Raw genomic sequence first — 23,177 nt, 5'->3', positions numbered from 1 at the left:
TAGGGGGTGAGTGAATACTTACCCACCCCAGGAGGGTGAAGCGATGAGGCTCACGGTCTTCGGTGCCACCGGCGGCATCGGCCAGGAAATCGTCAAGCAGGCGCTCGCCTCGGGCCACCAGGTCACGGCGGTGGTGCGCGACCCGGCCCGGTTCGCCGTGACCGGCCCGGGCCTCGACGTCGTACGGGCCGACCTCACCTCCCCCGAACCCCTGCGCGCGGCCGTCGCCGGGCGGGACGCGGTCCTGTCCGGGCTCGGCGCCCGCAAACGCTCGGACGCCGGGATCACGACCCCGCTCACCCGGGCGGTGCTCACCGCCATGGAGGCCGAGGGCACGCGTCGCATCGTCGTCGTGAGCGCGGCACCGGTCGGACCCGGGGCCCCCGGCGACGGGCTCCTCGACCGCGGCATGCGCGCCGCGATCAGCGCGCTCCTCAAGGACGTGTACACCGATCTGCGGGCCATGGAGGCCGCGCTGGCGGCCAGCGCCACGGACTGGACGTCCGTACGCCCGCCCAAACTCACCGACAAGCCGCTCACCGGCGTCTACCGCAGGGTCGTCGGCGGCAATCCCAAGGCCGGGCGGACCATCGCCCGCGCGGATGTGGCCCACGCGATGCTGGCGTGCGTCGGCGATCCGTCCACGGTCAAGCAGGGGGTGGGCGTGGCGTACTGAGGCCGAGGGGGGTGACGAAGGGGGAGAGTGAGGGCGGCCGGGTCGGAAGGGAGCGTCACGGGGCGCTTCCCTTCGGCCCGGCCGATGCTCGCTTCGTCTTTCGGCCCGTCCGGCGCCCGCTTCGTCCTAGAGCTCCACGCCTACGCCCACCGGCTCGTTCACCAGCGTCACCCCGAAGGCCCGTTCCACCCCGGCGACGACCTCACGGGCAAGCGCCAGCAGGTCCTCGGTCGTCGCGCCGCCGCGGTTGGTCAGCGCGAGGGTGTGCTTGGTGGAGATGCGGGCGGGGCCGGTCCCGTACCCCTTGGTGAACCCGGCCTTGTCGATCAGCCAGGCCGCCGACGTCTTGGTGCGGTCCGCGCCGACGGGCCACGCGGGGGGCGTCACGTCCGGGCCGAGCCGTTCCTGGGCGCGGGCGAGGAACGCCGCGTACGCCTCATTCGGGAGGATCGGGTTGGTGAAGAACGACCCTGCCGACCAGGTGTCGTGGTCCTCCGGGTCGAGCACCATGCCCTTGCCGGCGCGCAGCCTGAGGACGGTCTCGCGGGCGGTGGAGGCGGGGACGCGGTCGCCGGGCTGGACGCCCAGGGTGCGGGCGGTCTCGGCGTACTTGACCGGCGCGGACAGTCCGTCCGCGTCCTCCAGCTCGAAGACGACGCGGAGCACGACGTAGCGGTCGGGGTGCTGCTTGAAGCGGCTGTGACGGTACGAGAAGTCGCACGCGGCGTTGGGGATCGTGACGGTGGTGCGGTCGAGGCGGTCGTACGCGACGACGTGGGTGATGGTGCTGGACACTTCCTGGCCGTACGCCCCGACGTTCTGGATCGGGGTCGCGCCGGCGGAGCCGGGGATGCCGGCGAGGCATTCGATGCCGGCGAGCCCGGCCTCGACGCTGCGGGCCACCGCGTCGCTCCACACCTCGCCGGCGGCGAGTTCGAGGCGGGTGCCGTCGAGGTCGAAGCCACGGGTGGCGATGCGCAGGGCGGTGCCGGCGAAGCCCTTGTCGCCGATGAGCAGGTTGCTGCCGCCGCCGATGATCAGCAGCGGGGTGCCACTGTCGTCGGCCTCGCGGACGGCGGCGATGACCTCGTCGTCGGTGGTGGCGGTGACGAGCCGGTCCGCCGGGCCGCCGAGGCGGAGGGTGGTCAGGGGGGCGAGGGGGGCATCGTGGAGTTCCTGCACGGGGTCCAGCGTACGGGGCGGACGCCGGCCCGGTGGTGGGGCGCCGCCCTGCGGTCGGCAGTGCGGCCGGGTGCGGCGGCCGGGGTCGCGGCATCAGCGGGGTGTCGCGCCCTGTCGGAGGGTGGGGGTGTGAACGCGGCGGGGTACCTCCTCATACGTCGCGCCGTGCGGCCCCGCCCAAAGGAACCCGGCACCAGCGCTCCTCCTTGCGGGGGCACCCCGCCACGTCCCCACCCGACCGTGAAGCGTCCGCCCCGAGTCTGATGGCCATGTCCCGGGCCCATGTCCCGGACCCCGTGCCGTGGCTGCATCACTTCTACGAGTGCCAACCGGCGCTGAGTCCAATGCCCTTGGCCCGACTGACATGCCGCCCTGCACGGAGTGGTTCAGGGGCTCGGGGAACTGCGCGAGAAGCGAGCATGGCCCGCAGCCGAATCGATCTCCCCGGCTCAGTCGAACCAGCGGTCGCGCCCGGCAGGGCAGAGGCGCCTCAGCCCACCAGCTCCCGCTCCCCCACCCCCACCGGCTCCGGCTCCGGCTCCGGGGCGCGCCCTCTGCGAGGGAGCAGCGCCGCCGCCACCGCCGCCAGGGCGACCGCCCCCGCGCCCGCCCACAGCGCCGGGCCCAGGCCGTCGACGAAGGCCTGCGCCGAACCGTACCCGCCCTGCGCGGAGAACACCGAGGCCAGTACCGCGATGCCGAGTGCACCGCCGACCTCCCGCAGCGCGTTGTTCGCGCCGGAGGCAATGCCCTGTTCAAAGGGGCGCACGCTCGACATCACCAGGTTCGCCGCCGGCGCGAAGTACAGGCCCATGCCGACCCCGCTGATGATCAGCGCCGGCAGCTGCTCCGCGTACGACATCTCCGGCGCGATGATCAGCGCGAACCAGGCGAGGCCGGCGGCCTGGAGCGCGAGGCCCGCGGCGACGACCGGCCGTCCGCCGATCTTGTCGGACAGGAATCCCGCGATGGGCGCGGCGATCATCGGCATGCCGGTCCAGGGCAGCATGCGCAGGCCCGCCTCGGTGGGCGAGTAGCCGATGACGTTCTGCAGGAACTGGCTGAGCAGGAAGATCGAGCCGAACATTCCGACGAACATCAGCAGGCTCGCCGCGTTGATCGCGGCGAACGCCCGGCTGCGGAACAGCCGCATCGGCAGCATCGGGTTGGCGGCGCGCATCCCGTGCACCACGAAACCGGCGAGCAGGGCGCCACCGAGCATCAGTCCGGTGAGTACGGTCGCGCTGGTCCAGCCGTCCGGGTTGCCGCGGATCAGCGCGTACACGATCCCGAAGAGGCCCCCACTGGCGAGCAGCGTGCCCACGATGTCCAGCGGGGCGCCCGTGCCGTACGACTCGTTCAGGCGCAGCCGGGCCAGCGGCAGGACGAGCAGGCCGAGCGGAACGTTCAGCCAGAAGATCCACTGCCAGGACGCGTGTTCCGTCAGGCTGCCGCCGATCAGCGGGCCCGAGGCGACGGCCAAGCCGTTCACCGCGCCCCAGATCCCGTACATGAGGCCGCGCTTGGCGGCGGGCACGGCCGCGGTCAGCAGCGTGAGGGTGAGCGGCATCATGATCGCGGCACCGACCCCCTGTATCGCGCGGGCCGCGATCAGCCCGTCGATACCGGATGCGAGAGCCGCGCCCGCCGACGCTCCGGTGAAGATCGTCAGGCCGGTGATGAAGAGCCGCCGGCGCCCGAACCGGTCGCCGAGCGCGGCTCCGAACATCAGCAGCACCGCGAAGGTGAGGGTGTACGCGCTCACCGTCCATTCGAGGTCGTCCAGGGCTCCCCCGAGGTCCTCGCGGATCGACGGGAGCGCGGTGGTGACCACCAGGTTGTCGAGCGCCGCCATGAACCCCGCGACGCTGGTCACGGCCAACGCCCAACCCGCACCCCACCGTTTCCCACCCCCCGGCTTCAACGGCTGCTCCGGCCTCTCCGACTTCTCCGACTGCTCCGACTTCTCCGACTGCTTCGGCACTGTTCCCCCCTATGGATTGGACACCGTAGATTAGTTATTGATCACTAACTTCTATGGGCAGCCGCAGCTCACTGATGTGGCCGCCCCGGCGGAGCTACCCCCCGCACATCCCCTGCGCCCCATTGAGCCCCTCCCACACCCGGTCCTCGGGCGGGAACCCGAGCGCCACCAGGGTGTTGGTGAGCATCCCGCAGGCGAGGAACGACGTCGCGCCGGCCGCATCCGCTCCCAGGGCCAGGAGGATCGTGTCGTACAGCTCCGTCCACCCGGCCCGCGCCGCCTTGCCGAACTCGTGGTCGCCGGCCGCTTCCGCAGCCGCCGCGGTCACATAGATCTGCATCTGGAGGAGCAGCTTGTCCCGGTCTTCGGTGATCAGCTGCTGATAGGCGCTGCCCATCGCCTCCAGGGCCTCCTCGCCCCGCAGGCCCTCGGCCGCGTCCCGGAAGACCGCGATGATTTCCTCCACGCACCGGCCGGACGCCGCCAGGAAGATGGCCTGCTTGTTCGGGAAGAGGCGGAAGAGGTACGGCTGCGAGACACCCACGCGCTTGGCGATCACCTCGGTGGAGGTGCCGTGATAGCCGCTGCGGGCGAATTCGACCATCGCCGCACGGACGACGCTCTCTCGCCGCTCTTCTGCGCTCATCCTGACCATGCAGTGAAGTTAGTGGTTGATAACTAACTTGGTCAGAGGACCTGCGAGGCTCCGGGGCGCGACCCCGGAGCCCACCGGCCGTCAGGCCAGTCGCACGACCGCCCGGGACATCCCGAGCACCTTCTGGCCGGCGCTCATCGCGGTGAGGTCCACGCGGACCGTGCGCGCCTCGTCATCCAGCTTCGCCGCCACCTTGGCGGTGACCTCGATCAGCGCACCGGTGTCGTCGTTCGGGACCACGACCGGCTTGGTGAAGCGGACGCCGTACTCGGTGACCGCGCCCGGGTCGCCGACCCAGTCCGTGACCACGCGGACCGCCTCGGCCATGGTGAACATGCCGTGCGCGATGACGTCGGGCAGCCCGACCTCCTTCGCGAACTTCTCGTTCCAGTGGATCGGGTTGAAGTCGCCGGACGCGCCCGCGTACTGCACCAGCATGGCGCGGGTCACGGGGAAGGATGCCGCCGGCAGCTCGGTGCCGGGCTCGACGTCCTCGTAACGGATCTTCGCGGTCATCTCAGGCCCCCTCGGCCGCTCGGGACACCAGCTTGGTCCAGGCGGTCACGACGTGTTCGCCCGCCTCGTCGTGGACCTCGCCCCGGATGTCCAGGATGTCGTTGCCCGCAAGGGACTTGATCGCCTCGATGGTCGAGGTGACGGTGAGCCGGTCGCCCGCGCGGACGGGACGGCTGTACGCGAACTTCTGGTCGCCGTGCACCACCCGGCTGTAGTCGAGGCCCAGCTGCGGATCCTGGACGACCTGGCCGGCCGCGCCGAATGTGATGGCAAACACAAAGGTCGGCGGCGCGATCACATCGGTGTGCCCCAGGGCCTTGGCCGCCTCCGGGTCGGTGTAGGCCGGGTTCTCGTCCCCGACCGCCACGGCGAACTCGCGAATCTTCTCGCGGCCGACCTCGTACGGGGCAGTGGGCGGATAGGTCCGCCCCACGAAGGACTGGTCGAGCGCCATCGGCTGGCTACCTCCTGTTGATCAGGAATGAAGGGTGCTGATGCGGAGTGGTGGCGCGCTGGATGCGCCAACGCCGAGAGGCCGCTCCCCGGTGTGGGGAACGGCCTCTCGAACGAGCCTGAGTGCCAGACGCCGTGGTTAGCGGGTCTCGCGGTGCGCAGTGTGCGAGTTGCAGCGCGGGCAGTGCTTCTTCATCTCCAGTCGGTCCGGGTTGTTACGCCGGTTCTTCTTGGTGATGTAGTTCCGCTCCTTGCACTCCACGCAGGCCAGCGTGATCTTCGGGCGGACGTCGGTGGCAGCCACGTGAGTGCTCCTTGACGGACGGGTTGACGGATGAACGCATAAAAGAGTAGCCGATCGAAGGACCGACCCCACAATCGGCTACTGTGTGTAGCGGTGACCGGACTTGAACCGGTGACACAGCGATTATGAGCCGCTTGCTCTACCGACTGAGCTACACCGCTTTGACACGGATTCCCTCACCCGAAGGTGAGGGCTTCCGCACCAGAGCCCCAATACGGAATCGAACCGTAGACCTTCTCCTTACCATGGAGACGCTCTACCGACTGAGCTATTGGGGCGAGCGATGAAGACATTACACGGTCCCTCGCCGATCGCCCAAATCCGTTTCGTGCCGCCCTTCCAGGCGTCCTTCGAGGGGCTGTCCCACCGGTCCCGTAGGCCACTCAGGGCCACACCGGTACGACTATTTCGCACCTCCTCGATGCGCGCGTGGGGCCGCCCTAGGCTCGCCTCACGCTGCGTGATCTTGCCCGCCCGAGCCCGATCACCCGAGCCCGATCAGGAGCGCGATGTCCGACAGCCACCAGCAGCCGGCCCACTCCCCCGGCACCGGCGAAGGCCCCGACCCCGCCTCCGGCTCCTCGCTGCTGCTGAGCGGCGCCCTGCTCGCCGACGGCCGGAGCGTGGACGTGCGGCTCGGCGGCGGCCGCATCGAGGCGGTCGGCACGGCGGGGAGCCTGGCCGCGCACGGCTCCGCTCGGGTCGATCTGAACGGCTTCCTGCTCCTCCCCGCCCCCGCCGAGCCGCACGCCCACGGTGACACCGCGCTGACCGCCTTCAGCGCGGAGGGCCCGGTCTCGTACGCGGTCGAGGAGGTCCAGCGCCGGGCCACCGAGGCCGCCCTGCTCCAGCTCGGCCACGGCGCCACGGCGCTGCGCTCGCACGTCCGCATCGACGAGGTCAGCGGGCTCGACCCGCTGGAGGCGGTGCTCCAGACCCGGCGTTCCCTGCGCGGTCTCACCGAGCTCGCCGTGGTCGCGGTGCCGCGGCTGCTGACCGGCGTGGCCGGCGCCGACGGGCTCGCCATGCTGCGCGACGCGGTCAAGATGGGCGCCTCCGTGGTGGGCGGCTGCCCCGATCTCGACGCCGACCCGGCCGGTTACGCCGAGGCCGTCCTCGAACTCGCCGCCGAGCACGGCTGCGCGGTCGACCTGCACACCGACGGCGCCGACCCGGCGCGCCTGGCCCGCCTCGCCGCCATGTCCGGCGGGCTGCGCCCCGGTGTCGTCATCGGCCCGTGCGGCGCCCTGTCCCGGCTCCCCCGCGAGACCGCCGCGCGTACCGCCGACCAACTCGCCTCCGCCGGGGTCGCGGTGACCTGCCTGCCCCAGGGCGGCTGCGGCATGACGGACCGTCAAGGAGCGGCTCCCGTACGCCTGTTGAGGTCGGCCGGGGTGCGACTAGCGGCGGGAAGCGGTTCGTTGCGTGACGTGTCCAACCCGGTCGGCCGGGGCGACCCGCTGGAGGCCGCCTACCTGCTCGCCTCCCAGGCGGGGCTGCGTCCCGAGGACGCGTACGCGGCGGTGAGCACGGTGGCCCGCGAGACGATGGGCCTGCCCGAGGTGCGCGTGGAGGCGGGCTTTCCCGCCGAACTGCTCGCCGTACGGGGCGAACGCATCGCGGGCGTCCTCTCCCTCGCCTACAGCCGCATCGTCATCCACCGGGGCCGTGTGGTGGCCCGTACGAGCGCGGTGCGCGAGTACTGCGACTCGGCCGCCGCGGTCGCCCTCGACCTGCCGCGGCAGGGCCGGTCGGAGTCCGGGCGCGGCGAGCCCGGCTGATCACTTGTCCGGCGCGCGGCGGCAACTCCGCGTACCGTCGTGACCATGCGCATTGTCATCGCTGGAGGTCATGGTCAGATCGCGCTGCGGCTCGAACGGCTGCTCGCGGCGCGCGGCGACGAGGTCGCGGGCATCATCCGCAAGAAGGAACAGGCGGACGACCTGCGAAAGGCCGGGGCGGAGCCGGTCGTCCTCGACCTGGAGTCGGCATCGGTGGACGCGGTCGCCGAGGTGCTTGGCGGCGCGGACGCCGTGGTCTTCGCGGCGGGCGCGGGCCCGGGCAGCGACACCGCACGCAAGGAGTCGGTGGACCGCGCGGCCGCGATTCTCCTCGCCGACGCGGCGGAACGGGCGGGCGTGCGGCGCTACGTCATCGTGTCGTCCATGGGCGCGGACTCCTCGCACGCCGGCGACGGTGTCTTCGACGCCTATCTGCGCGCGAAGGGCGCCGCCGACGACGCCGTACGGTCCCGGACGGCCCTGGACTGGACGGTCCTGCGCCCCGGTTCGCTGACCAACGACGCGGGCAAGGGGCTGGTGACCCTCGCCGCCTCGACCGGGCGCGGCACGATCCCCCGCGACGACGTGGCCGCGGTCCTGGCCGAACTCCTGGAGAGCCCGGCCACGGCGGGCCTCACGCTGGAGCTGATCAGCGGGTCGGCGCCGGTGACGGTGGCGGTGAAGGGCGTGGCGGGGAACTGAGCGACCCCGGAAAACTGACAGACCCCGGAAAACTGAGAGACCCCGGGTGACCTTTTCAGGTCACCCGGGGTCTCACCCAGTGTGGCGGCGCCAGGATTCGAACCTGGGTAGGCAGAGCCGACGGATTTACAGTCCGTTCCCATTGGCCACTCGGGCACACCGCCATGGGATGTCGCTCGTGGTTTCCCGCCTTTTCGGCGGTGCTCCGTGGCAACGACGTAAACGATACCCGATGCCCAGGGGTGGTTCGCCACCCCATTGATCAGCGCTGCGCCGGGCGGGGGGTGACTAGGCTTTGGGGCGGTGGTTCGGCAGGGGCCGGGTCGCCGCGCGCCCGGCCGCCGGCTCGTGCGCACCCCCGACACACCCCGACCCAAGGAGCCACAGGACATGGCCGACTCCAGTTTCGACATCGTCTCGAAGGTCGAGCGGCAGGAGGTCGACAACGCCCTCAACCAGGCCGCCAAGGAGATCTCGCAGCGCTACGACTTCAAGGGCACGGACGCCTCGATCTCGTGGTCCGGCGAGAAGATTCTCATGCAGGCCAACGGCGAGGAGCGCGTGAAGGCGATCCTCGACATCTTCGAGACCAAGCTGATCAAGCGCGGTATCTCCCTGAAGTCGCTGGACGCGGGTGAACCCCAGCTGTCCGGCAAGGAGTACAAGATCTTCGCCTCCATCGAGGAGGGCATCTCCCAGGACAACGCCAAGAAGGTCGCCAAGACCATCCGCGACGAGGGCCCCAAGGGCGTCAAGGCGCAGGTCCAGGGCGAAGAGCTGCGCGTCTCGTCCAAGAGCCGCGACGACCTCCAGGCCGTCCAGGCCCTGCTCAAGGGCAAGGACTTCGACTTCGCCATCCAGTTCGTGAACTACCGCTGACCCCCTTCGCACCGCTCGCCGCGCACGCGGGCATGGTGTCCGATTTCCGCCAGCGTGCGGCGGTCGGGGGTCGCAGACTCGGTGTCGTACAGGAAGAAGGGAATGTGCGATGACTGTCTACGCGACCCTCGACAGCCCCCTGGGTGAGCTGTTGCTCGTGGGTGAGGAGTCGGCTACCGCGCCGGGCGGGACCGCGCTGGTCTCGCTCTCCGTGCCGGGGCAGAAGGGCGGTGCGGTCGTCCGGGACGGGTGGCGGCGGGCGCCCGAGGCCTTCGCGGGGATCGCCGCGCAGCTGCGGGCGTACTTCGCCGGCGAGCTGACCCGGTTCGACGTCGAGTACGCCGCCGGCGCGCCCGGCACCGAGTTCCAGCGCCAGGTCTGGGCCGAGCTGGACGCGATCGAGTACGGAACGACGATCTCGTACGGTGAGATCGCCCGGCGGATCGGCGCCTCCCCCGTGCTGGTGCGGGCGGTGGGCACCGCGATCGGGCGCAACCCGCTGCTCGTGGTGCGGCCCTGCCACCGGGTGATCGGTTCCGACGGGTCCTTGAAGGGGTACGCCGGCGGCCTCGGCCGCAAGCAGGCGCTGCTCGGGATCGAAGGCGCCCTGGCGTCATGAGCGAGGGGCTGTTCCGGCTGCCTCGGCCCGCGCGGGTCGAGGTCGCGCCCGGTGCGGTGCATCTGCCGGGATGGCTCCCGGTCGCGCGTCAGCGCGAGCTCGTCGCCGCCTGCCGGGAGTGGGCGCGCGGGCCCGTGCCGATCCGGCGGACCGTGTTGCCCGGCGGCGGTGTCATGTCGGTGCGGACGGTGTGTGTCGGGTGGCACTGGCAGCCCTACCGGTACACCCGCGCCGCCGATGACGTGAACGGGCTCGCTGTTGCCCCCTTCCCGGACTGGCTGGGCGAGTTGGGGCGCTCCGCCGTGGCCGCCGCGTACGGCGACGCCGACGCGGCCGCGCGGTACGCGCCCGACACCGCGCTCGTCAACTTCTACGACGACACCGCGAAGATGGGGCTCCACCAGGACAAGGACGAGAAGTCCGACGCGCCCGTCGTCTCGCTCAGCATCGGCGACAGCTGTGTCTTCCGGTTCGGCAACGCCGAGAACCGCGGGCGGCCCTACACCGATGTGGAGCTGGTCTCCGGGGACCTGTTCGTGTTCGGCGGGCCCTCCCGGTTCGCATACCACGGCGTGCCCAAGGTGCTGCCGGGGACGGGAGAGCCGGGCACGGGGCTCGCTCACGGCAGGCTCAACCTCACGTTGCGCGAGACCGGACTCGGTGGTTGAGCAACCACCGTGGTGCCGCGCGCCGTTGCTCAGCGGCTGCGTGAATTGCCGAACAGGATGCGGTAGATGATCAGCAGGACGAGTGAGCCGCCGATCGCCGCCGCCCAAGTGGCCCCGTCGTAGAAGTGGTTGGCGACCGGGCGGTCCAGCCAGCGCGCCGATATCCAGCCACCGACGAAGGCTCCCGCGACCCCGATGACGGTCGTCCCGACGAAGCCGCCCGGGTCGCGGCCGGGGAGCAGGACCTTGGCTATGGCTCCGGCGATCAGGCCGAGGATGATCCAGCTGAGGATGCCCATGCCGGGAACCCGCCTTTCGTACATACGCGCTCGCGGGGCCGTCTGCCGTATTGCGTAACCCCGCAACCATTCGGTTCGTGGGGGAAGACGCCCCGGCGGCGCGCACGGTTGCGGTCCTGACAAGGCGCACGGTTGCGGTCCTGATCAAGGCGCACGCGGTTACGGGCCTGATCAAGGCGCGGCCCAGGACACGGCACCGGGCCGTTCGCCTCGCTCGGCGTGCGACGAACGGCCCGGATCCCCGCTCTCAGCGCGCCGCGAACGGCTCGTCCGTGCGGACGATCTCCTTGCCCAGGGGCAGCAGCGACACCGGGATCAGTTTGAAGTTGGCGAGGCCCAGCGGGATGCCGATGATCGAGACGCACAGCGCGATGCCGGTGACGATGTGGCCGAGCGCCAGCCACCAGCCGGCCAGGACCAGCCACAGGACGTTGCCGACGCAGGAGGGCGCGCCCGCGCCCCGCCGGTCGACGACCGTGTAGCCGAACGGCCAGAGCGCGTACACACCGATGCGGAACGCCGCCACACCGAAGGGGATCCCGATGATCGTGATGCACAGCAGCACGCCCGCGAGCAGATAGCCGAGGAACATCCAGAAGCCGCAGAGAATCAGCCAGACGATGTTCAGGATTGTCTTCACGGGCGGCGACCTGCCATCTGTTCGAGTCGGGTGATGCGCTCCGCCATCGGCGGGTGGGTGGAGAACAGTTTGGACACTCCCTGACCAGGGCGGAAGGGGTTCGCGATCATCATGTGGCTCGCCGTCTCGATGCGGGGCTCCGGCGGCAGCGGCAGCTGCTTGGTGCCCGCGTCGAGCTTGCGCAGCGCGCTGGCCAGGGCCAGCGGATCGCCGGTGAGCTGGGCTCCGGACGCGTCGGCCTCGTACTCGCGGGAACGGCTGATCGCGAGCTGGATGATCGAGGCGGCCAACGGACCCAGAATCATGATCAGCAGCATGCCGAAGATACCGGGTCCCTCGTCGTCGCTGGAACGGCCGACCGGGATCAGCCACGCGAAGTTGACCAGGAACATGATCACCGCGGCGAGGGCGCCGGCGACCGACGAGATCAGGATGTCGCGGTTGTAGACATGGCTCAGCTCGTGGCCGATCACGCCCCGCAGCTCCCGCTCGTCGAGGATCTGCAGGATCCCGTCGGTGCAGCACACCGCCGCGTTGCGCGGGTTGCGGCCCGTCGCGAACGCGTTGGGCGCCTGCGTGGGCGAGATGTAGAGCCGGGGCATCGGCTGGCGCGCCTGGGTGGAGAGCTCGCGGACCATCCGGTAGAGCTCCGGCGCCTCGAACTCGCTCACCGGGCGCGCCCGCATGGCGCGCAGCGCCAGCTTGTCGCTGTTCCAGTAGGCGTAGGCATTGGTGCCGAGCGCCACCAGGACCGCGACGATCAGCCCTGGGCGCCCGAAGAAGCTCCCGATGACGATGATGAGCGCGGACAGTCCTCCGAGGAGGACAGCGGTCCTCAGCCCGTTGTGCCGGCGGTGCACGGTACGCCCTCCAAGTGGTGCGGTGGGGAGCCTTCGCTGGTGGCCCTTCCGATGTCCAGTGGACTCTCCCGTACTGGTCAACGCCAGGCGGGGGACGCTGGTTCCCTTGTGCGCGCTGGAGGGCGCGTTACGCCGTTCGGGTCGGGTCAGCGCGGGGCGGGCAGCCCGGCCATCTCCAGCGCCCTCGGGTCGGGCTCGATCTCGCTCGTGCAGAACGAGCAGCGGCTCGCGATGCCGGGGATCTGGGAGTAGCAGCGCGGGCAGTCGCGCAGTGCGGCCTTGATGTCCACGGGCTTGTTCTTGTCCCGCCGGTCGAAGCGGGTCTGCACCTTCATCATGGGCACGACGACGAGGAAGTAGAGCACCGCGGCGGTGATCACGAAGGCGATGGCCGCGCCGATGAACTTGCCGTAGGGGAACGTCACGCCCTCGGCGGAGAAGCTCGCCGTACTGAAGTCGCCGGTCGAGCGGGTGGCCATGCCGATCAGCGGGGTGATGAAGGCGGTACTGAATCCCGTGACCACCGCGGTGAAGGCCGATCCGACGGCCAGACCGACCGCCATCGTCACTATGTTCCCGCGCAGGATGAAGTCCTTGAACCCGCTCAGCACCGCTCTGCTCCCTGATGTCTCTCGTCCGGTTCCGGGCCGACACACGTGTGTGCGCTCCCGGATGTGCGCGTACGACAGTGCCTCCTCAAGGGCGTACGCACCAAACCGTGCCCTCGCGTCGGCCGCGCCAAAACTCAGAAGAGGGTCACCGTGGCGAAGTGCAGGGCAAGTTGGGGCAGTCCGGACAGAAGGACCCCGCCGACCGCGGTGAGACCGATGGCGGCCGCGAGCGGAACCGGGACGCGGAGGCGCTCGGGGCGCGGGGCGGTGCCGGCGGACGCGCCCGCCGGGCGGAACAGGAGCGCGGTCCACCGCAGGTAGTAGTAGAGGGCGACGACCACGTTGATCGCCATGACCACCGCGAGCCAGCCGAGACCCGCGTCCACGGCCGCCGAGAAGACGGTGACCTTGGCGAACAGGCCGATGATGCCCGGCGGGAGCCCGGCGAGGCACAGCAGGAAGAAGGCGAGCGCGAGGGCGGCCAGGGGGCGCTCGGCGTACAGGCCCCGGTAGTCGCTGAGGCGGTTGAGCGGCTTGCTCCGGGCGACCAGGGCCGCGACCGCGAACGCGCCCAGGTTCACCACCGCGTACATCAGGGCGTACGCCACGGTGGCGCCGACCTTGTCGTCACTGGAGTAGGCGGCGGCAGCGATCGGCACCAGGAGGTAGCCGGCCTGCCCGACCGACGACCAGGCGAGCAGCCGGACCGCGCTGTGGGCGCGGGTGGCGGACTGCCGCAGGGCGGCCGCGTTGCCGAGGGTCATGGTCAGCGCGGCGAGCACCGCGAGCGCCGGACCCCACACGTCGGCGTACGCGGGGAAGGCGACGACCGTCACCAGGATGAGCCCGGAGAAGCCGACCGCCTTGCCGACGACGGAGAGGTAGGCGGCCATGGGCAGCGGCGCGCCCACATAGGTGTCGGGCACCCAGAAGTGGAAGGGCGCCGCGGCCGTCTTGAACGCGAAGCCGACCAGGGTGAGGACGACGCCCGCCTCGGCGACGGTCTCCAACTGGCCGGGGACGGTGGCCAGTTTGGTGGCGAGCTCCGTGAGGTGCAGGGTGCCCGTCGCCGCGTATACGAAGCTGACGCCGAGCAGCATCACGGCCGTCGCGGTCACCGACGACAGGAAGAACTTCAGGGCCGCCTCGGAGGAGAGCCGGTCGCCGCGCCTGAGCCCGACGAGCGCGAAGGCGGGCAGGGACGCGACTTCCAGGGCGACGACAAGGGTGGCCAGGTCACGGGAGGCGGGCAGCAGGGCCGCGCCGGCCGCGGAGGAGAGCAGCAGGAACCAGAACTCGCCCGCGGGGAGCTTCTCCTCGGTGTCCTTCATCGACAGGAGCGCGGTGAGCAGGGCGCCGCCGAGGACGAGCGCCTGAATGACGAAGGCGAACTGGTCGACGGTGTAGCTGCACGCGTCCGGGTTGGCGGTCAGACAGAACGTGGAGCGGCTGCCGGTACGGAGCGGCAGCAGGGCGGCGAGCGCCGCGACCAGGCCCGCGAGGGTGACCCAGCCGAGCAGCGACTTGCGTTTCGGCGACAGGAACAGGTCGGCGAGGAGCACGATCAGCGCGGCGGCCGCGGTGATCAGCGGCGGCGCGATCGCGACCCAGTCGACGGACTGGACCAGGCTTGCGGTGCCGGCCGCCGCGGTGGTGACGTCGGGGGTCACGACTTGCCTCCTGCGAGGAGCTTCTGGACGGCCGGGTCGGTGAGGCCGAGGAGGACCGCGGGCCAGAGGCCGGCGAGGACGGTGAGCGCGACGAGCGGGCTCCAGGCGGCGAACTCGTAGCCCTGGATGTCGGCGAGCACGGGGCCTTCGGCCGGCTTGCCGCCCATGCAGACCCGGCGCACGACGACCAGCAGGTACGCGGCGGTGAGCAGGGTGCCGAGGGCGGCGATCGCCACGAAGGTGAGGAAGGCGGGACGGCTCAGGCCGGGCGCCGGGTCGAACGCGCCGAACATCGAGAGCATCTCGCCCCAGAACCCGGCGAGTCCGGGCAGTCCGAGCGAGGCGACGGCGGCGAAGGCGAGGAGGCCGCCCAGGCGGGGGGCCCGGCCGTAGAGAGCGGCTCCGGTGGCGCCGGCCAGGGTGTCGAGGTCGGCGGTGCCGTAGCGGTCCTTGAGGGCGCCGACCAGGAAGAAGAGCAGGCCGGTGATGAGGCCGTGGGCGACGTTGGCGAAGAGCGCGCCGTTGACGCCGGTCGGGGTCATCGAGGCGATGCCCAGCAGCACAAAGCCCATGTGGCCGACGGAGGAGTACGCGATGAGCCGCTTCAGGTCGCCCTTGTTGCCTTCCCTGGCGAGGGAGAGGCAGGCGAGCGATCCGTAGATGATCCCGGCGACGGCGAACGCGGCCAGGTAGGGCGCGAAGGTGTGCATGCCGTGCGGCGCGATCGGCAGCACGATCCGTACGAATCCGTAGGTGCCCATCTTCAGGAGCACGCCGGCCAGGAGCACCGAGCCGACGGTCGGTGCGGCGGTGTGGGCGTCCGGCAGCCAGCTGTGCAGGGGGAACATCGGGGTCTTGACCGCGAGCCCGATCCCGATCGCCAGAACGGCGATGACCTGCACGGATGTGGTCAGCCCCCGGCCGTTGTCAGTGGCGAGTGCCACCATGTCGAAGGTGCCCGCCTTGAGCCCGATCAGGAGCAGGCCGAGCAGCATGACGACGGAGCCGAGCAGGGTGTAGAGGATGAACTTCCAGGCGGCGGCCGTCCGTTGGGCACCACCCCAGCGGGCGATCAGGAAGTACATCGGGATGAGGACCATCTCGAACGCGAGGAAGAACAGCACGAGGTCCAGGACGGCGAAGGTGGCGAGGGTGCCGGATTCCAGGACGAGCAAGAGGGCGACGAACGCCTTCGGGTCGGGGCCCGGAGCCCGGGGCGTCAGCCCGTCGTGTCGCTGCTTGAAGTAGCTGTACAGCGCGCAGAGGAAGGTCAGCAGCGCGGTCAGGACGAGGAGGGGGAGGGAGATGCCGTCGATGCCGAGGTGGATGTGGACGTTGAGGGCCGGGATCCACTGGATGTCCGTCGTGGCCTGCATCCTCGACGGGTGGCCGTGGTCGAAGCCGAGCGCGAGGACGATCGCAGCCAGCAGGATCACGCCGGTCACGGTGACGCCGTGGCGCAGCACGGCCTGCTCGGGGCTCTTGCCCTTGAGGCCGGGCGGCGCGGGCAGCAGGGCGGCGACGGCGCCGATCAGGGGGACGACGACGATGAACGCCAGAAGGAACTGCATCACGGACTCGCTGATATCGATCACGGCTCAGGACCCCGCGGTGACGTTGGCAACGACGACCACGGCGGCCGCCAGGACGAGTGAGCCGGCCAGCAGCGCGCTGAGGTAGCTCTGCACATTGCCGTTCTGCGCGCGGCGCACGGCCCGGCCGAGCCAGTTCGGCGCGGCGCTCGCACCGCGTACGTACGTCTCGACGACCTCCCGGTCCAGGAAGCGGACCAGGCCGGCCGCGGCGAGGACGGGGCGGACGAACAGGGCGGAGTAGACGGCGTCCAGGTGGAAACCGGTGGCCGCGTGGCGGTGCAGCGGGCCGAGCAGGAGACGGCCGGGGTCGGCCGGGTCGGGGGCCGACGCGATGGAGCCGTACACCTCGGTGTGACTGGCGATGGCCTCCTCCTCGACCTGGCCGCCGTCGCCCTCGGGATGAGCGGCGACGGCGCCCATCGGGGTGCGGGGCGCAAGCGCCGAGGTGTGGCGCCAGGCGGCGTAGGTGACCAGGCCGCCGACGAGGGCGACACCCGTGGACAGCACCGCGGTGGTGACGGCCGGGGTGAGGGCGCGCCCGTCGAACCAGTCGCCGAGGTAGCCGGCGGTGAGACCGAAGCCGATGGAGGGGATGGCGAGCACCCACAGGACGGCGTTCATGACGACGGGCTGCTTCCCGTGCGCGGGGGCGTCCGCTCCCCTGCCGCGGAAGGCGAGCAGCCACAGGCGCATCGCGTACGCGGCGGTGAGGAGGGCGGTGACCAGGCCGGCGATCAGCACGGTCCAGCCGGCACCGGCCGGGGCGACCTGGCTTTCGCCGAGCGCGGTGTGCTCGGCGGCCGACAGGACGGCCTCCTTGGAGAAGAAGCCGGCGAAGGGAGGGATCGCGGCGAGCGCGAGCAGGGCGACGGTCATCGTCCAGTACGCGTCGGGGATGCGCTTGGCGAGGCCGCCCATGCGGGACATGGCGGTCAGCGAGTTGGTGCCCGCGGCGTGGATGACCACACCGGCAGCGAGGAAGAGCAGCGCCTTGAAGGCGCCGTGCGACAGGAGGTGGAAGACGGCGGCCCCGCGGTCGCCGACGGCCAGGGCGCCCGACAGATAACCGAGCTGGCCGATGGTCGAGTAGGCGAGAACACGCTTGATGTCGTCCTGGGCGAGGGCCGCGAGCCCCGAGCCGACCATGGTGATCGCGGCCATCACGGCGAGCACGGTCATCGCGGCGGCCGACGCGGCGAAGAGGGGGAGCAGCCGGGCCACGAAGTAGATGCCGGCGGCGACCATCGTCGCGGCGTGGATCAGCGCGGAGACCGGGGTGGGGCCGGCCATCGCGTCGGGCAGCCAGGTGTGCAGCGGGAACTGCGCGGACTTGCCGGCCACACCGGCGAGCAGCAGCAGCGCGATGAGAGTGGGGTGACCGATGCCGCCGGTGAGGGCGGCCTGGACGACGCCGGTGATCCGGAACGTACCGGCGTCGGTGGCGAGCGCGAACAGACCGATCAGGAAGGGGACGTCGCCGAGCTTGGTGACGAGGAAGGCCTTCAGGGAGGCGGCGCGCGCCTCGGGGGTCTCCCAGTAGTGGCCGACCAGGAAGTACGAGCAGATGCCCATGACCTCCCAGCCGACCAGGAGCACCATCAGGTCGCCGGAGTAGACGACGAGCAGCATCGCGGAGGTGAAAAGGGAGACGAGCGCGGCGTACGAGGTGTAGCGCGGGTCGTCGCGCAGATAGCCCGTCGAGTAGAGCTGGACGCAGGTCGCGACCAGGCCGACCAGGACGGCGACGAGGACCGCGAACCCGTCCAGGTGGAGGGCGAGTTCGATCGGTACGGAGCCGGTCGGGGTGAGCCGGGTGGCGGCGTCGATCGCCTTGCCGCCGCCCTGGTCGACGGCGACGACGACGGCGAGCACGAACGCGGCGAACGTCGGCAGCACCGCGAGCGGGCGGACCAAGCCGGGGACGCGGCGGCCGAGCAGCAGGCCGGCCGCGGCGCCCAGGAACGGCAGGAGCGGAACGAGGACGGCGAGGGTCGTGGTGGTCACGCGGCGGCCTCAGCCTTCTGTGCCGGGGCGGCGGGGTCTTCGGGGTCGTCAGGGTCCGCCGGGTCCGACGGGTCCGTACCTGGGCCCTCTGCGGTGTCGCGGAGCTTGTCGATGTCGGCGGTGCCGCGGTTGCGGTACACGGCCAGCACGATCGCCAGGCCGATGCCGATCTCGGCGGCGGCGATGGCGATGGTGAACAGGGTGAGCGCCTGCCCGGCGTGGAGGCTGTCGCGCAGCCACACGTCGAAGGCGACGAGGTTGAGGTTGACGGCGTTGAGCATCAGCTCGACGGACATCAGGACCAGGATCGCGTTGCGCCGCGCGAGCACACCGTAGAGACCGGTGCAGAACAGGAGGACGGCGAGCACGGCGGGATAGGCGAGGTGCATCAGCGCGACTCCGTCTCACGGGGGGCGGCGGGGGTCTCGCGGGGGGCGTCGTCCGCCGCGCTCTTGCGGGACAGCACGATCGCGCCGACCAGCGCGGCGAGGAGCAGCACGGACAGCGCCTCGAAGGGCAGCACCCAGTGGCGGAAGAGGATCTCGCCGGAGACCTTGGTGGAGCCCTGGGCCGGTCCGTCCAGGTCGATCCAGCTCGTGCGGAAGGCGTCCACGACGACCCAGACCAGGGTTCCGGCCGCGGCGACGGCCACTGTGAGCGCCGCCCAGCGGTTGTTGGAGTCGGCGTCCGGTGAGCGGCCGATGGGGGCCCGGGTGAGCATCAGTCCGAACAGGAGGAGCACCACGATCGAACCGACGTAGATGAGGACCTGCACCCAGGCGATGAACTCGGCGGTGAGCAGGAGGTACTCGACGGCGAGGCCGCCGAGCGCCACGACCAGCCACAGGGCGGCGTGCACCAGCTGCCGGGTCGTGACGGTCATGACGGCCGCGCCGAGGGTGGCGACGCCGACGAGGACGAAGGCGATCTCCACACCGGTCGGCGAGAGGAAGCCCTGCGGCGCGGTGAGGGCCGCCTGGGCAAGGATCGCGCTCATGCCTGACCTCCCTCGGGGGTGGCGTCGGGGCCGGAGTCGGTACCGGAGGCGGTGCCGGAGTCGGGCGTGGCGCCCGGGGTCGGCCCTGCGGTCGGCTCCTCGATGGCTGCGGCTGCCTCGGCCGGCTCCTCGATGGCTGCGGCTGCCTCGGCCGCCTGCGCGGCGGCCAGTTTGTCGGCGGCCTTGCGGGCGGCGGCGACCTCCTTGGGCTCCTCGGCGCCGGGGTCGAGTGCGGGCGGGGCCGGCACCGTCCACATCCAGTCGCGCAGCTTGTCGCGCTCATGGGTGAGCTCGTGGATGTCGGTCTCCGCGTACTCGAACTCCGGGGACCAGAAGAGCGCGTCGAAAGGACACACCTCGATGCAGATACCGCAGTACATGCAGAGCGAGAAGTCGATGGCGAAGCGGTCGAGGACGTTGCGGCTGCGTTCGCGGCCGCCCTCGACCGCGGCCGGGACGGTCTCCTTGTGGGAGTCGATGTAGATGCACCAGTCGGGGCACTCGCGGGCGCACAGCATGCACACCGTGCAGTTCTCCTCGAACAGGCCGATCACGCCCCGGCTGCGGGGCGGGAGTTCGGGCTGGACGTCGGGGTACTGCGCGGTGACGGTCTTCTTCGTCATCGTGCGGAGCGTGACGGCGAGGCCCTTGGCGAGGCCGGAACCGGGGAGAGCCATTAGCTGATCGCCACCTTCACGATGCCGGTGAGCGCGATCTGGGCGAGCGCGAGCGGAATGAGCGTGGTCCAGGCGAGCTTCTGCAGCTGGTCCTCGCGCAGGCGCGGGTAGCTGACCCGGAGCCAGATGACGACGAAGGCGAGGACGGCCGTCTTGAGCAGGGTCCAGACCCAGCCGAGACCGTCGTCGCCCCACGGGCCGTGCCAGCCGCCGAGGAACAGGACGGTGGTCAGGCCGCACAGGACGACGATGCCGGCGTACTCGGCGAGCAGGAACAGCGCGAAGCGCAGACCCGTGTACTCGGTGTACGCGCCGAAGATGATCTCGGAGTCGGCGACGGGCATGTCGAAGGGCGGGCGCTGGAGTTCGGCGAGACCGGCGACGAAGAAGACGAGCGCGCCGACGATCTGCCAGGGCAGCCACCACCAGTGGAAGGCGTTGAGGATGCCGGGCAGTGAGACCGTGCCGGCCGCCATGGCCACGGAGGCGGCGGCGAGCAGCATCGGCAGCTCGTACGCGAGCAGTTGGGCGGCCGTACGCAACCCGCCGAGCAGCGAGAACTTGTTGGCCGATGCCCAGCCCGCCATGAGCGAGCCGAGCACGCCCACACCCATCACGGCGAGCACGAAGAAGATGCCCGCGTCGACGACCTGGCCGACCGCCCCCTCGCTCGGGCCGATGGGCACGGCCACGAGGACGAGGAGGTAGGGCAGCAGGGCGACGGCGGGGGCCAGTTGGAAGATCCGCCGGTCGGCCGCGGCCGGGACGATGTCTTCCTTCTGCGCGAACTTCACGCCGTCCGCGACGAGTTGGGCCCAGCCGTGGAAGCCGCCCGCGTACATCGGGCCGAGCCGGCCCTGCATGTGCGCCATCACCTTGTGCTCGGTCTGCCCCACGACCAGCGGGAAGACGAGGAACACGACGAAGACGACGATGATCCGGAGGGCGACGTCGAGTGCGTCATTCACGCGGGTCGCCTCCGGCGGGGTCGGTGGGGTCGGGCTTGGCTGCCGGCTCGCGGTCGGGCTTGGCTGACGGCTCGCGGTCGGGCTTGGCTGCCGGCTCGCGGTCGGGCTTGGCTGCCGGCTCGCGGTCGGGCTTGGCTGCCGGCTCGCGGTCGGGTTCGGCGGGGTCGGACGGTTCGGGTACGTCGGTTCCCGGGGCCGGGGCGGGTTTCCCGTCCGGGTCGGCCGCGTCCGGAGCGGGGGTCGGCTCCTCGGCCGGGGCGGCTTCCGGGGCCGGGGTCGGCTCCGGTTCGTCGAAGGCCGGCTTCGCGTGGTGCCAGGGTGCGTCCGCACTGCGCGCGGAGCTGGGCCCGGCGGGCCGGCGCCGCGCGTCCGTGCCCTGCGACGAGGCCGGCCCGTCACCGGCGCCGGAGGCGGCCTGCGAAGCCGAGCCCTCGCTCGCGCTCCGGGCCCGCCGAGGACGTACGGCAGGAGCCGCGGGCGCCTCGGGCGTGGCCGGAATTTCGGGGCTCGCGGGGGCGGATGGAGCCCCCGGGGTCGCCGGAGCCGACGCACCCGGCGTCGTCTCCGTCCCCGGCGTCACCTGCGCACCCGAGGTCGAGGACGGGCTCTCCGCACTCGGGGTCGCGGACGCACCCGGCGTCGACTCCGCCCCCGGGGTCGCCGGGGCGCCCTCGGCCGTCTGGGATGCCGAGCCGTCCGACACGCTGCGGGCGCGCCGGACCGGGCGCTCCCCCGCAGCGCGGGCCGGGCGGTCGGCGCCGGCCGCGCGTGGGGTGCGGGCCGGGCGGGCCGCGGCGGGGGGAAGCTGGCCCTTCAGGGGGCCCCATTCGTTGGGGTCGGGGACGCCGGGCGGCAGCATCTGGCGGCGCTTGGGCCCGCCGTGCTCCGACTCGCCCGGCTCCTTCGCCCCCGGCCACGCCTTGGCGACCCGGGCCGCGAGCACGAAGTCCTTGCGCAGCGGGTGGCCCTCGAAGTTCTCCGGCAGGAGCAGCGGCACCAGGTGCGGATGGCCGGTGAACTCCACGCCGAACATCTCGTGGGTCTCGCGCTCGTGCCAGGCCGCGCCCGCGTACACGTCGATCGCGGAGGCCAGTACGGGCGCCGCGTGCGGGACGGTCGTACGCAGGAGCAGCCTGCGGACCCGGCCGGCGCCCGTGCCCTCGCCCAGCGCGACGACATGGGCGCAGATCTGGAAGCCCGTGCCGGGTTCGTCGACCGCGCTCAGCCAGTCGAAGTAGGTGCAGCCGAGCTCGGAGCGTGCGGTGCGCAGCGCCGCGATCCAGGTGTCGGCGGGCACGTCGACGGTGAGCAGGTCGTACGCCCGCGCCGCCGTGGCCTGCTCGCCGAAGACGTCGGTGACGCCGTCCGGCAAGGTGTCGTACGCGTTCACGCCCGGCCCTCCCCGGGGGTGGGCGGCGCGGCGACGAGCCCGCTGGTCAGCTGGGCCGGGGTGGCCGCGTTCGCGTACCGCTCGCCGAGCGATTCGCGGGCGATCTTCTCCTGGAGCTTGAGGATGCCCTGGAGCAGCGCCTCGGGCCGCGGCGGGCAGCCGGGCACGTACACGTCGACGGGGATGATCTGGTCGACGCCCTTGGTCACGGAGTACGAGTCCCAGTACGGGCCGCCGCAGTTGGAGCAGGCGCCGAAGGAGATGACGTACTTGGGCTCGGGCATCTGCTCGTAGAGCCGCTTGACCGCGGGCGCCATCTTGTCCGTCACCGTGCCGGAGACGATCATGAGGTCGGCCTGGCGCGGTCCGGGCGCGAAGGGGATCACGCCGAGCCGGATGAAGTCGTGGCGGGCCATGGAGGCCGCGATGAACTCGATGGCGCAGCAGGCGAGACCGAAGTTGAAGACCCACAGGCTGTAGCGGCGGCCCCAGTTGAGGACCACCTTCATCGGCGCGGGGGCCAGCCTCGACAGGACGCCGAGCCGTTGGGGCTCGGGCGCCGACTGGGACGCGGGCAGCACCTGCGGATCCGGCAGCGGCTGCGGCTCGGGCACCCGCCGGGGGTTGGTCACGTCCATTCCAGGACGCCCTTCTTCCATGCGTAGAGCAGTCCCAGGGCCAGGAAGCCCAGGAAGATGAACATCTCGACGAGGGTGGTCGCGCCGAAGCCCGCGGCCGCGAAGACCGTCGCCCAGGGGAAGAGGAAGATCGAGTCGACGGCGAAGATCACGTACAGGAACGCGTAGACGTAGTAGCGGACCTGGGTGTGGGCCCAGCCCTCGCCGACGGGGTCCACGCCGCACTCGTACGTGAGGAGTTTCTCCGGTGTCGGCACGGAGGGCCGCAGCAGCCGCCCGGCCCCGAAGGCCACGGCGACGAACAGCACGCCGATCACGGCGAGGAGGCCGACGACCGCATAGCTGTGGAAGTAGTCGGCAGCCAACGCCGGCGTCTGGCGCACGGTCGGTTCCGGCACGTCGCGCCCCT

Annotated in this window: 26 protein-coding genes and 3 tRNA genes; 6 read left to right on the top strand and 23 right to left on the bottom strand. The window is 71.4% G+C overall.

All coding sequences use genetic code 11. The features are described 5' to 3' along the window. The first annotated feature begins 43 nt into the window (after positions 1 to 43). On the top strand, positions 44 to 676 hold the full coding sequence (locus tag AB0D31_RS10880; protein WP_362720016.1) for an NAD(P)H-binding protein: 633 nt from the start codon (positions 44 to 46) through the stop codon (positions 674 to 676). A gap of 126 nt (positions 677 to 802) precedes the next feature. Here the strand turns inward: AB0D31_RS10880 and AB0D31_RS10875 are convergent, their stop codons facing one another. From AB0D31_RS10875 to AB0D31_RS10840, 8 genes are all read right to left on the bottom strand, one after another. Next, positions 803 to 1,867 (bottom strand): UDP-N-acetylmuramate dehydrogenase, encoded by a 1,065-nt coding sequence (locus tag AB0D31_RS10875; RefSeq protein WP_362720100.1) that lies wholly within the window; start codon positions 1,865 to 1,867, stop codon positions 803 to 805. Positions 1,868 to 2,348: 481 nt separating this feature from the next. Next, positions 2,349 to 3,734 (bottom strand): DHA2 family efflux MFS transporter permease subunit, encoded by a 1,386-nt coding sequence (locus AB0D31_RS10870; protein WP_362720013.1) that lies wholly within the window; start codon positions 3,732 to 3,734, stop codon positions 2,349 to 2,351. Positions 3,735 to 3,936: 202 nt separating this feature from the next. Beyond that, positions 3,937 to 4,497, bottom strand: coding sequence for a TetR/AcrR family transcriptional regulator (locus tag AB0D31_RS10865; protein ID WP_362720011.1), 561 nt, complete (start codon positions 4,495 to 4,497; stop codon positions 3,937 to 3,939). Between the two features lie 81 nt (positions 4,498 to 4,578). Then, positions 4,579 to 5,013: a MaoC family dehydratase gene (locus AB0D31_RS10860; RefSeq protein ID WP_362720008.1), complete on the bottom strand. Its 435-nt coding sequence runs from the start codon at positions 5,011 to 5,013 to the stop codon at positions 4,579 to 4,581. Position 5,014: 1 nt separating this feature from the next. After that, entirely contained in the window at positions 5,015 to 5,467 is a 453-nt protein-coding gene (locus AB0D31_RS10855) for a MaoC family dehydratase N-terminal domain-containing protein (protein ID WP_362720006.1), read from the bottom strand. Between the two features lie 138 nt (positions 5,468 to 5,605). Beyond that, positions 5,606 to 5,770 carry a 50S ribosomal protein L33 gene (rpmG, locus tag AB0D31_RS10850; RefSeq protein ID WP_003956487.1) on the bottom strand — a complete coding sequence of 55 codons (165 nt, stop codon included), beginning with the start codon at positions 5,768 to 5,770 and terminating at the stop codon, positions 5,606 to 5,608. A gap of 88 nt (positions 5,771 to 5,858) precedes the next feature. Continuing rightward, positions 5,859 to 5,931: transfer RNA gene (locus tag AB0D31_RS10845), tRNA-Met, on the bottom strand. A 44-nt stretch (positions 5,932 to 5,975) separates the two neighbouring features. After that, positions 5,976 to 6,048, bottom strand: a tRNA-Thr gene (locus AB0D31_RS10840). A gap of 231 nt (positions 6,049 to 6,279) precedes the next feature. Here AB0D31_RS10840 and AB0D31_RS10835 point away from each other — a divergent pair. Further along, positions 6,280 to 7,551: an amidohydrolase family protein gene (locus AB0D31_RS10835; protein WP_362720004.1), complete on the top strand. Its 1,272-nt coding sequence runs from the start codon at positions 6,280 to 6,282 to the stop codon at positions 7,549 to 7,551. A gap of 45 nt (positions 7,552 to 7,596) precedes the next feature. After that, positions 7,597 to 8,253, top strand: a complete 657-nt coding sequence (locus AB0D31_RS10830) for an SDR family oxidoreductase (protein ID WP_362720001.1) — start codon at positions 7,597 to 7,599, stop codon at positions 8,251 to 8,253. A gap of 82 nt (positions 8,254 to 8,335) precedes the next feature. Here AB0D31_RS10830 and AB0D31_RS10825 read toward each other — a convergent pair. Continuing rightward, positions 8,336 to 8,417, bottom strand: a tRNA-Tyr gene (locus AB0D31_RS10825). 226 nt (positions 8,418 to 8,643) lie between these two features. On the opposite strand from AB0D31_RS10825, the gene AB0D31_RS10820 reads away from it, so the two are divergent. The 3 genes from AB0D31_RS10820 to AB0D31_RS10810 all read left to right on the top strand — a co-directional run bounded on the left by AB0D31_RS10820 (position 8,644) and on the right by AB0D31_RS10810 (position 10,419). After that, a complete protein-coding gene (locus AB0D31_RS10820; RefSeq protein WP_267055789.1) occupies positions 8,644 to 9,132 on the top strand; it encodes a YajQ family cyclic di-GMP-binding protein in 489 nt (162 codons plus the stop codon). A gap of 109 nt (positions 9,133 to 9,241) precedes the next feature. Further along, positions 9,242 to 9,751, top strand: a complete 510-nt coding sequence (locus tag AB0D31_RS10815) for a methylated-DNA--[protein]-cysteine S-methyltransferase (protein ID WP_362719998.1) — start codon at positions 9,242 to 9,244, stop codon at positions 9,749 to 9,751. Beyond that, entirely contained in the window at positions 9,748 to 10,419 is a 672-nt protein-coding gene (locus tag AB0D31_RS10810) for an alpha-ketoglutarate-dependent dioxygenase AlkB (protein ID WP_362719995.1), read from the top strand. Before AB0D31_RS10815 ends, AB0D31_RS10810 begins: the two co-directional genes overlap by 4 nt. Positions 10,420 to 10,448: 29 nt before the next feature. Here the strand turns inward: AB0D31_RS10810 and AB0D31_RS10805 are convergent, their stop codons facing one another. The 14 genes from AB0D31_RS10805 to ndhC all read right to left on the bottom strand — a co-directional run bounded on the left by AB0D31_RS10805 (position 10,449) and on the right by ndhC (position 23,166). Further along, positions 10,449 to 10,718, bottom strand: a complete 270-nt coding sequence (locus AB0D31_RS10805; protein WP_362719992.1) for a GlsB/YeaQ/YmgE family stress response membrane protein — start codon at positions 10,716 to 10,718, stop codon at positions 10,449 to 10,451. Positions 10,719 to 10,965: 247 nt separating this feature from the next. Then, positions 10,966 to 11,358, bottom strand: coding sequence for a YccF domain-containing protein (locus AB0D31_RS10800; protein ID WP_362719989.1), 393 nt, complete (start codon positions 11,356 to 11,358; stop codon positions 10,966 to 10,968). Beyond that, positions 11,355 to 12,218: a zinc metalloprotease HtpX gene (htpX, locus tag AB0D31_RS10795; protein ID WP_362719987.1), complete on the bottom strand. Its 864-nt coding sequence runs from the start codon at positions 12,216 to 12,218 to the stop codon at positions 11,355 to 11,357. Before htpX ends, AB0D31_RS10800 begins: the two co-directional genes overlap by 4 nt. A 146-nt stretch (positions 12,219 to 12,364) precedes the next feature. Further along, a complete protein-coding gene (locus tag AB0D31_RS10790) occupies positions 12,365 to 12,829 on the bottom strand; it encodes an MscL family protein (RefSeq protein ID WP_362719985.1) in 465 nt (154 codons plus the stop codon). A 134-nt stretch (positions 12,830 to 12,963) separates the two neighbouring features. Next, positions 12,964 to 14,499, bottom strand: coding sequence for an NADH-quinone oxidoreductase subunit N (locus tag AB0D31_RS10785; protein WP_362719983.1), 1,536 nt, complete (start codon positions 14,497 to 14,499; stop codon positions 12,964 to 12,966). Beyond that, entirely contained in the window at positions 14,496 to 16,094 is a 1,599-nt protein-coding gene (locus AB0D31_RS10780) for an NADH-quinone oxidoreductase subunit M (RefSeq protein WP_362719982.1), read from the bottom strand. Before AB0D31_RS10780 ends, AB0D31_RS10785 begins: the two co-directional genes overlap by 4 nt. 3 nt (positions 16,095 to 16,097) lie before the next feature. Further along, on the bottom strand, positions 16,098 to 18,098 hold the full coding sequence (locus AB0D31_RS10775) for an NADH-quinone oxidoreductase subunit L (protein ID WP_362719979.1): 2,001 nt from the start codon (positions 18,096 to 18,098) through the stop codon (positions 16,098 to 16,100). Continuing rightward, positions 18,095 to 18,487 carry an NADH-quinone oxidoreductase subunit NuoK gene (nuoK, locus tag AB0D31_RS10770; protein ID WP_362719976.1) on the bottom strand — a complete coding sequence of 131 codons (393 nt, stop codon included), beginning with the start codon at positions 18,485 to 18,487 and terminating at the stop codon, positions 18,095 to 18,097. Before nuoK ends, AB0D31_RS10775 begins: the two co-directional genes overlap by 4 nt. Continuing rightward, on the bottom strand, positions 18,487 to 19,095 hold the full coding sequence (locus AB0D31_RS10765) for an NADH-quinone oxidoreductase subunit J (protein ID WP_362719973.1): 609 nt from the start codon (positions 19,093 to 19,095) through the stop codon (positions 18,487 to 18,489). Before AB0D31_RS10765 ends, nuoK begins: the two co-directional genes overlap by 1 nt. Then, on the bottom strand, positions 19,092 to 19,772 hold the full coding sequence (locus tag AB0D31_RS10760; protein ID WP_362719970.1) for an NADH-quinone oxidoreductase subunit I: 681 nt from the start codon (positions 19,770 to 19,772) through the stop codon (positions 19,092 to 19,094). The genes AB0D31_RS10765 and AB0D31_RS10760 overlap by 4 nt, the downstream gene beginning before the upstream one ends. Beyond that, entirely contained in the window at positions 19,772 to 20,740 is a 969-nt protein-coding gene (locus AB0D31_RS10755) for a complex I subunit 1 family protein (protein WP_362719967.1), read from the bottom strand. The genes AB0D31_RS10760 and AB0D31_RS10755 overlap by 1 nt, the downstream gene beginning before the upstream one ends. Next, entirely contained in the window at positions 20,733 to 22,130 is a 1,398-nt protein-coding gene (locus AB0D31_RS10750; RefSeq protein WP_362719965.1) for an NADH-quinone oxidoreductase subunit C, read from the bottom strand. Before AB0D31_RS10750 ends, AB0D31_RS10755 begins: the two co-directional genes overlap by 8 nt. Next, the gene (locus AB0D31_RS10745) at positions 22,127 to 22,768 is read right to left on the bottom strand and encodes an NADH-quinone oxidoreductase subunit B family protein (protein WP_362719962.1); all 642 of its coding nucleotides are present in this window, start codon (positions 22,766 to 22,768) and stop codon (positions 22,127 to 22,129) included. Before AB0D31_RS10745 ends, AB0D31_RS10750 begins: the two co-directional genes overlap by 4 nt. Beyond that, entirely contained in the window at positions 22,759 to 23,166 is a 408-nt protein-coding gene (ndhC, locus tag AB0D31_RS10740; RefSeq protein ID WP_362719959.1) for an NADH-quinone oxidoreductase subunit A, read from the bottom strand. Before ndhC ends, AB0D31_RS10745 begins: the two co-directional genes overlap by 10 nt. Positions 23,167 to 23,177 lie beyond the last annotated feature (11 nt).

Origin of the sequence: Streptomyces sp. NPDC048361, assembly GCF_040651795.1 — a bacterium.
Lineage (GTDB): Bacteria > Actinomycetota > Actinomycetes > Streptomycetales > Streptomycetaceae > Streptomyces.
This window is presented reverse-complemented; position numbering and strand designations above follow the sequence as displayed.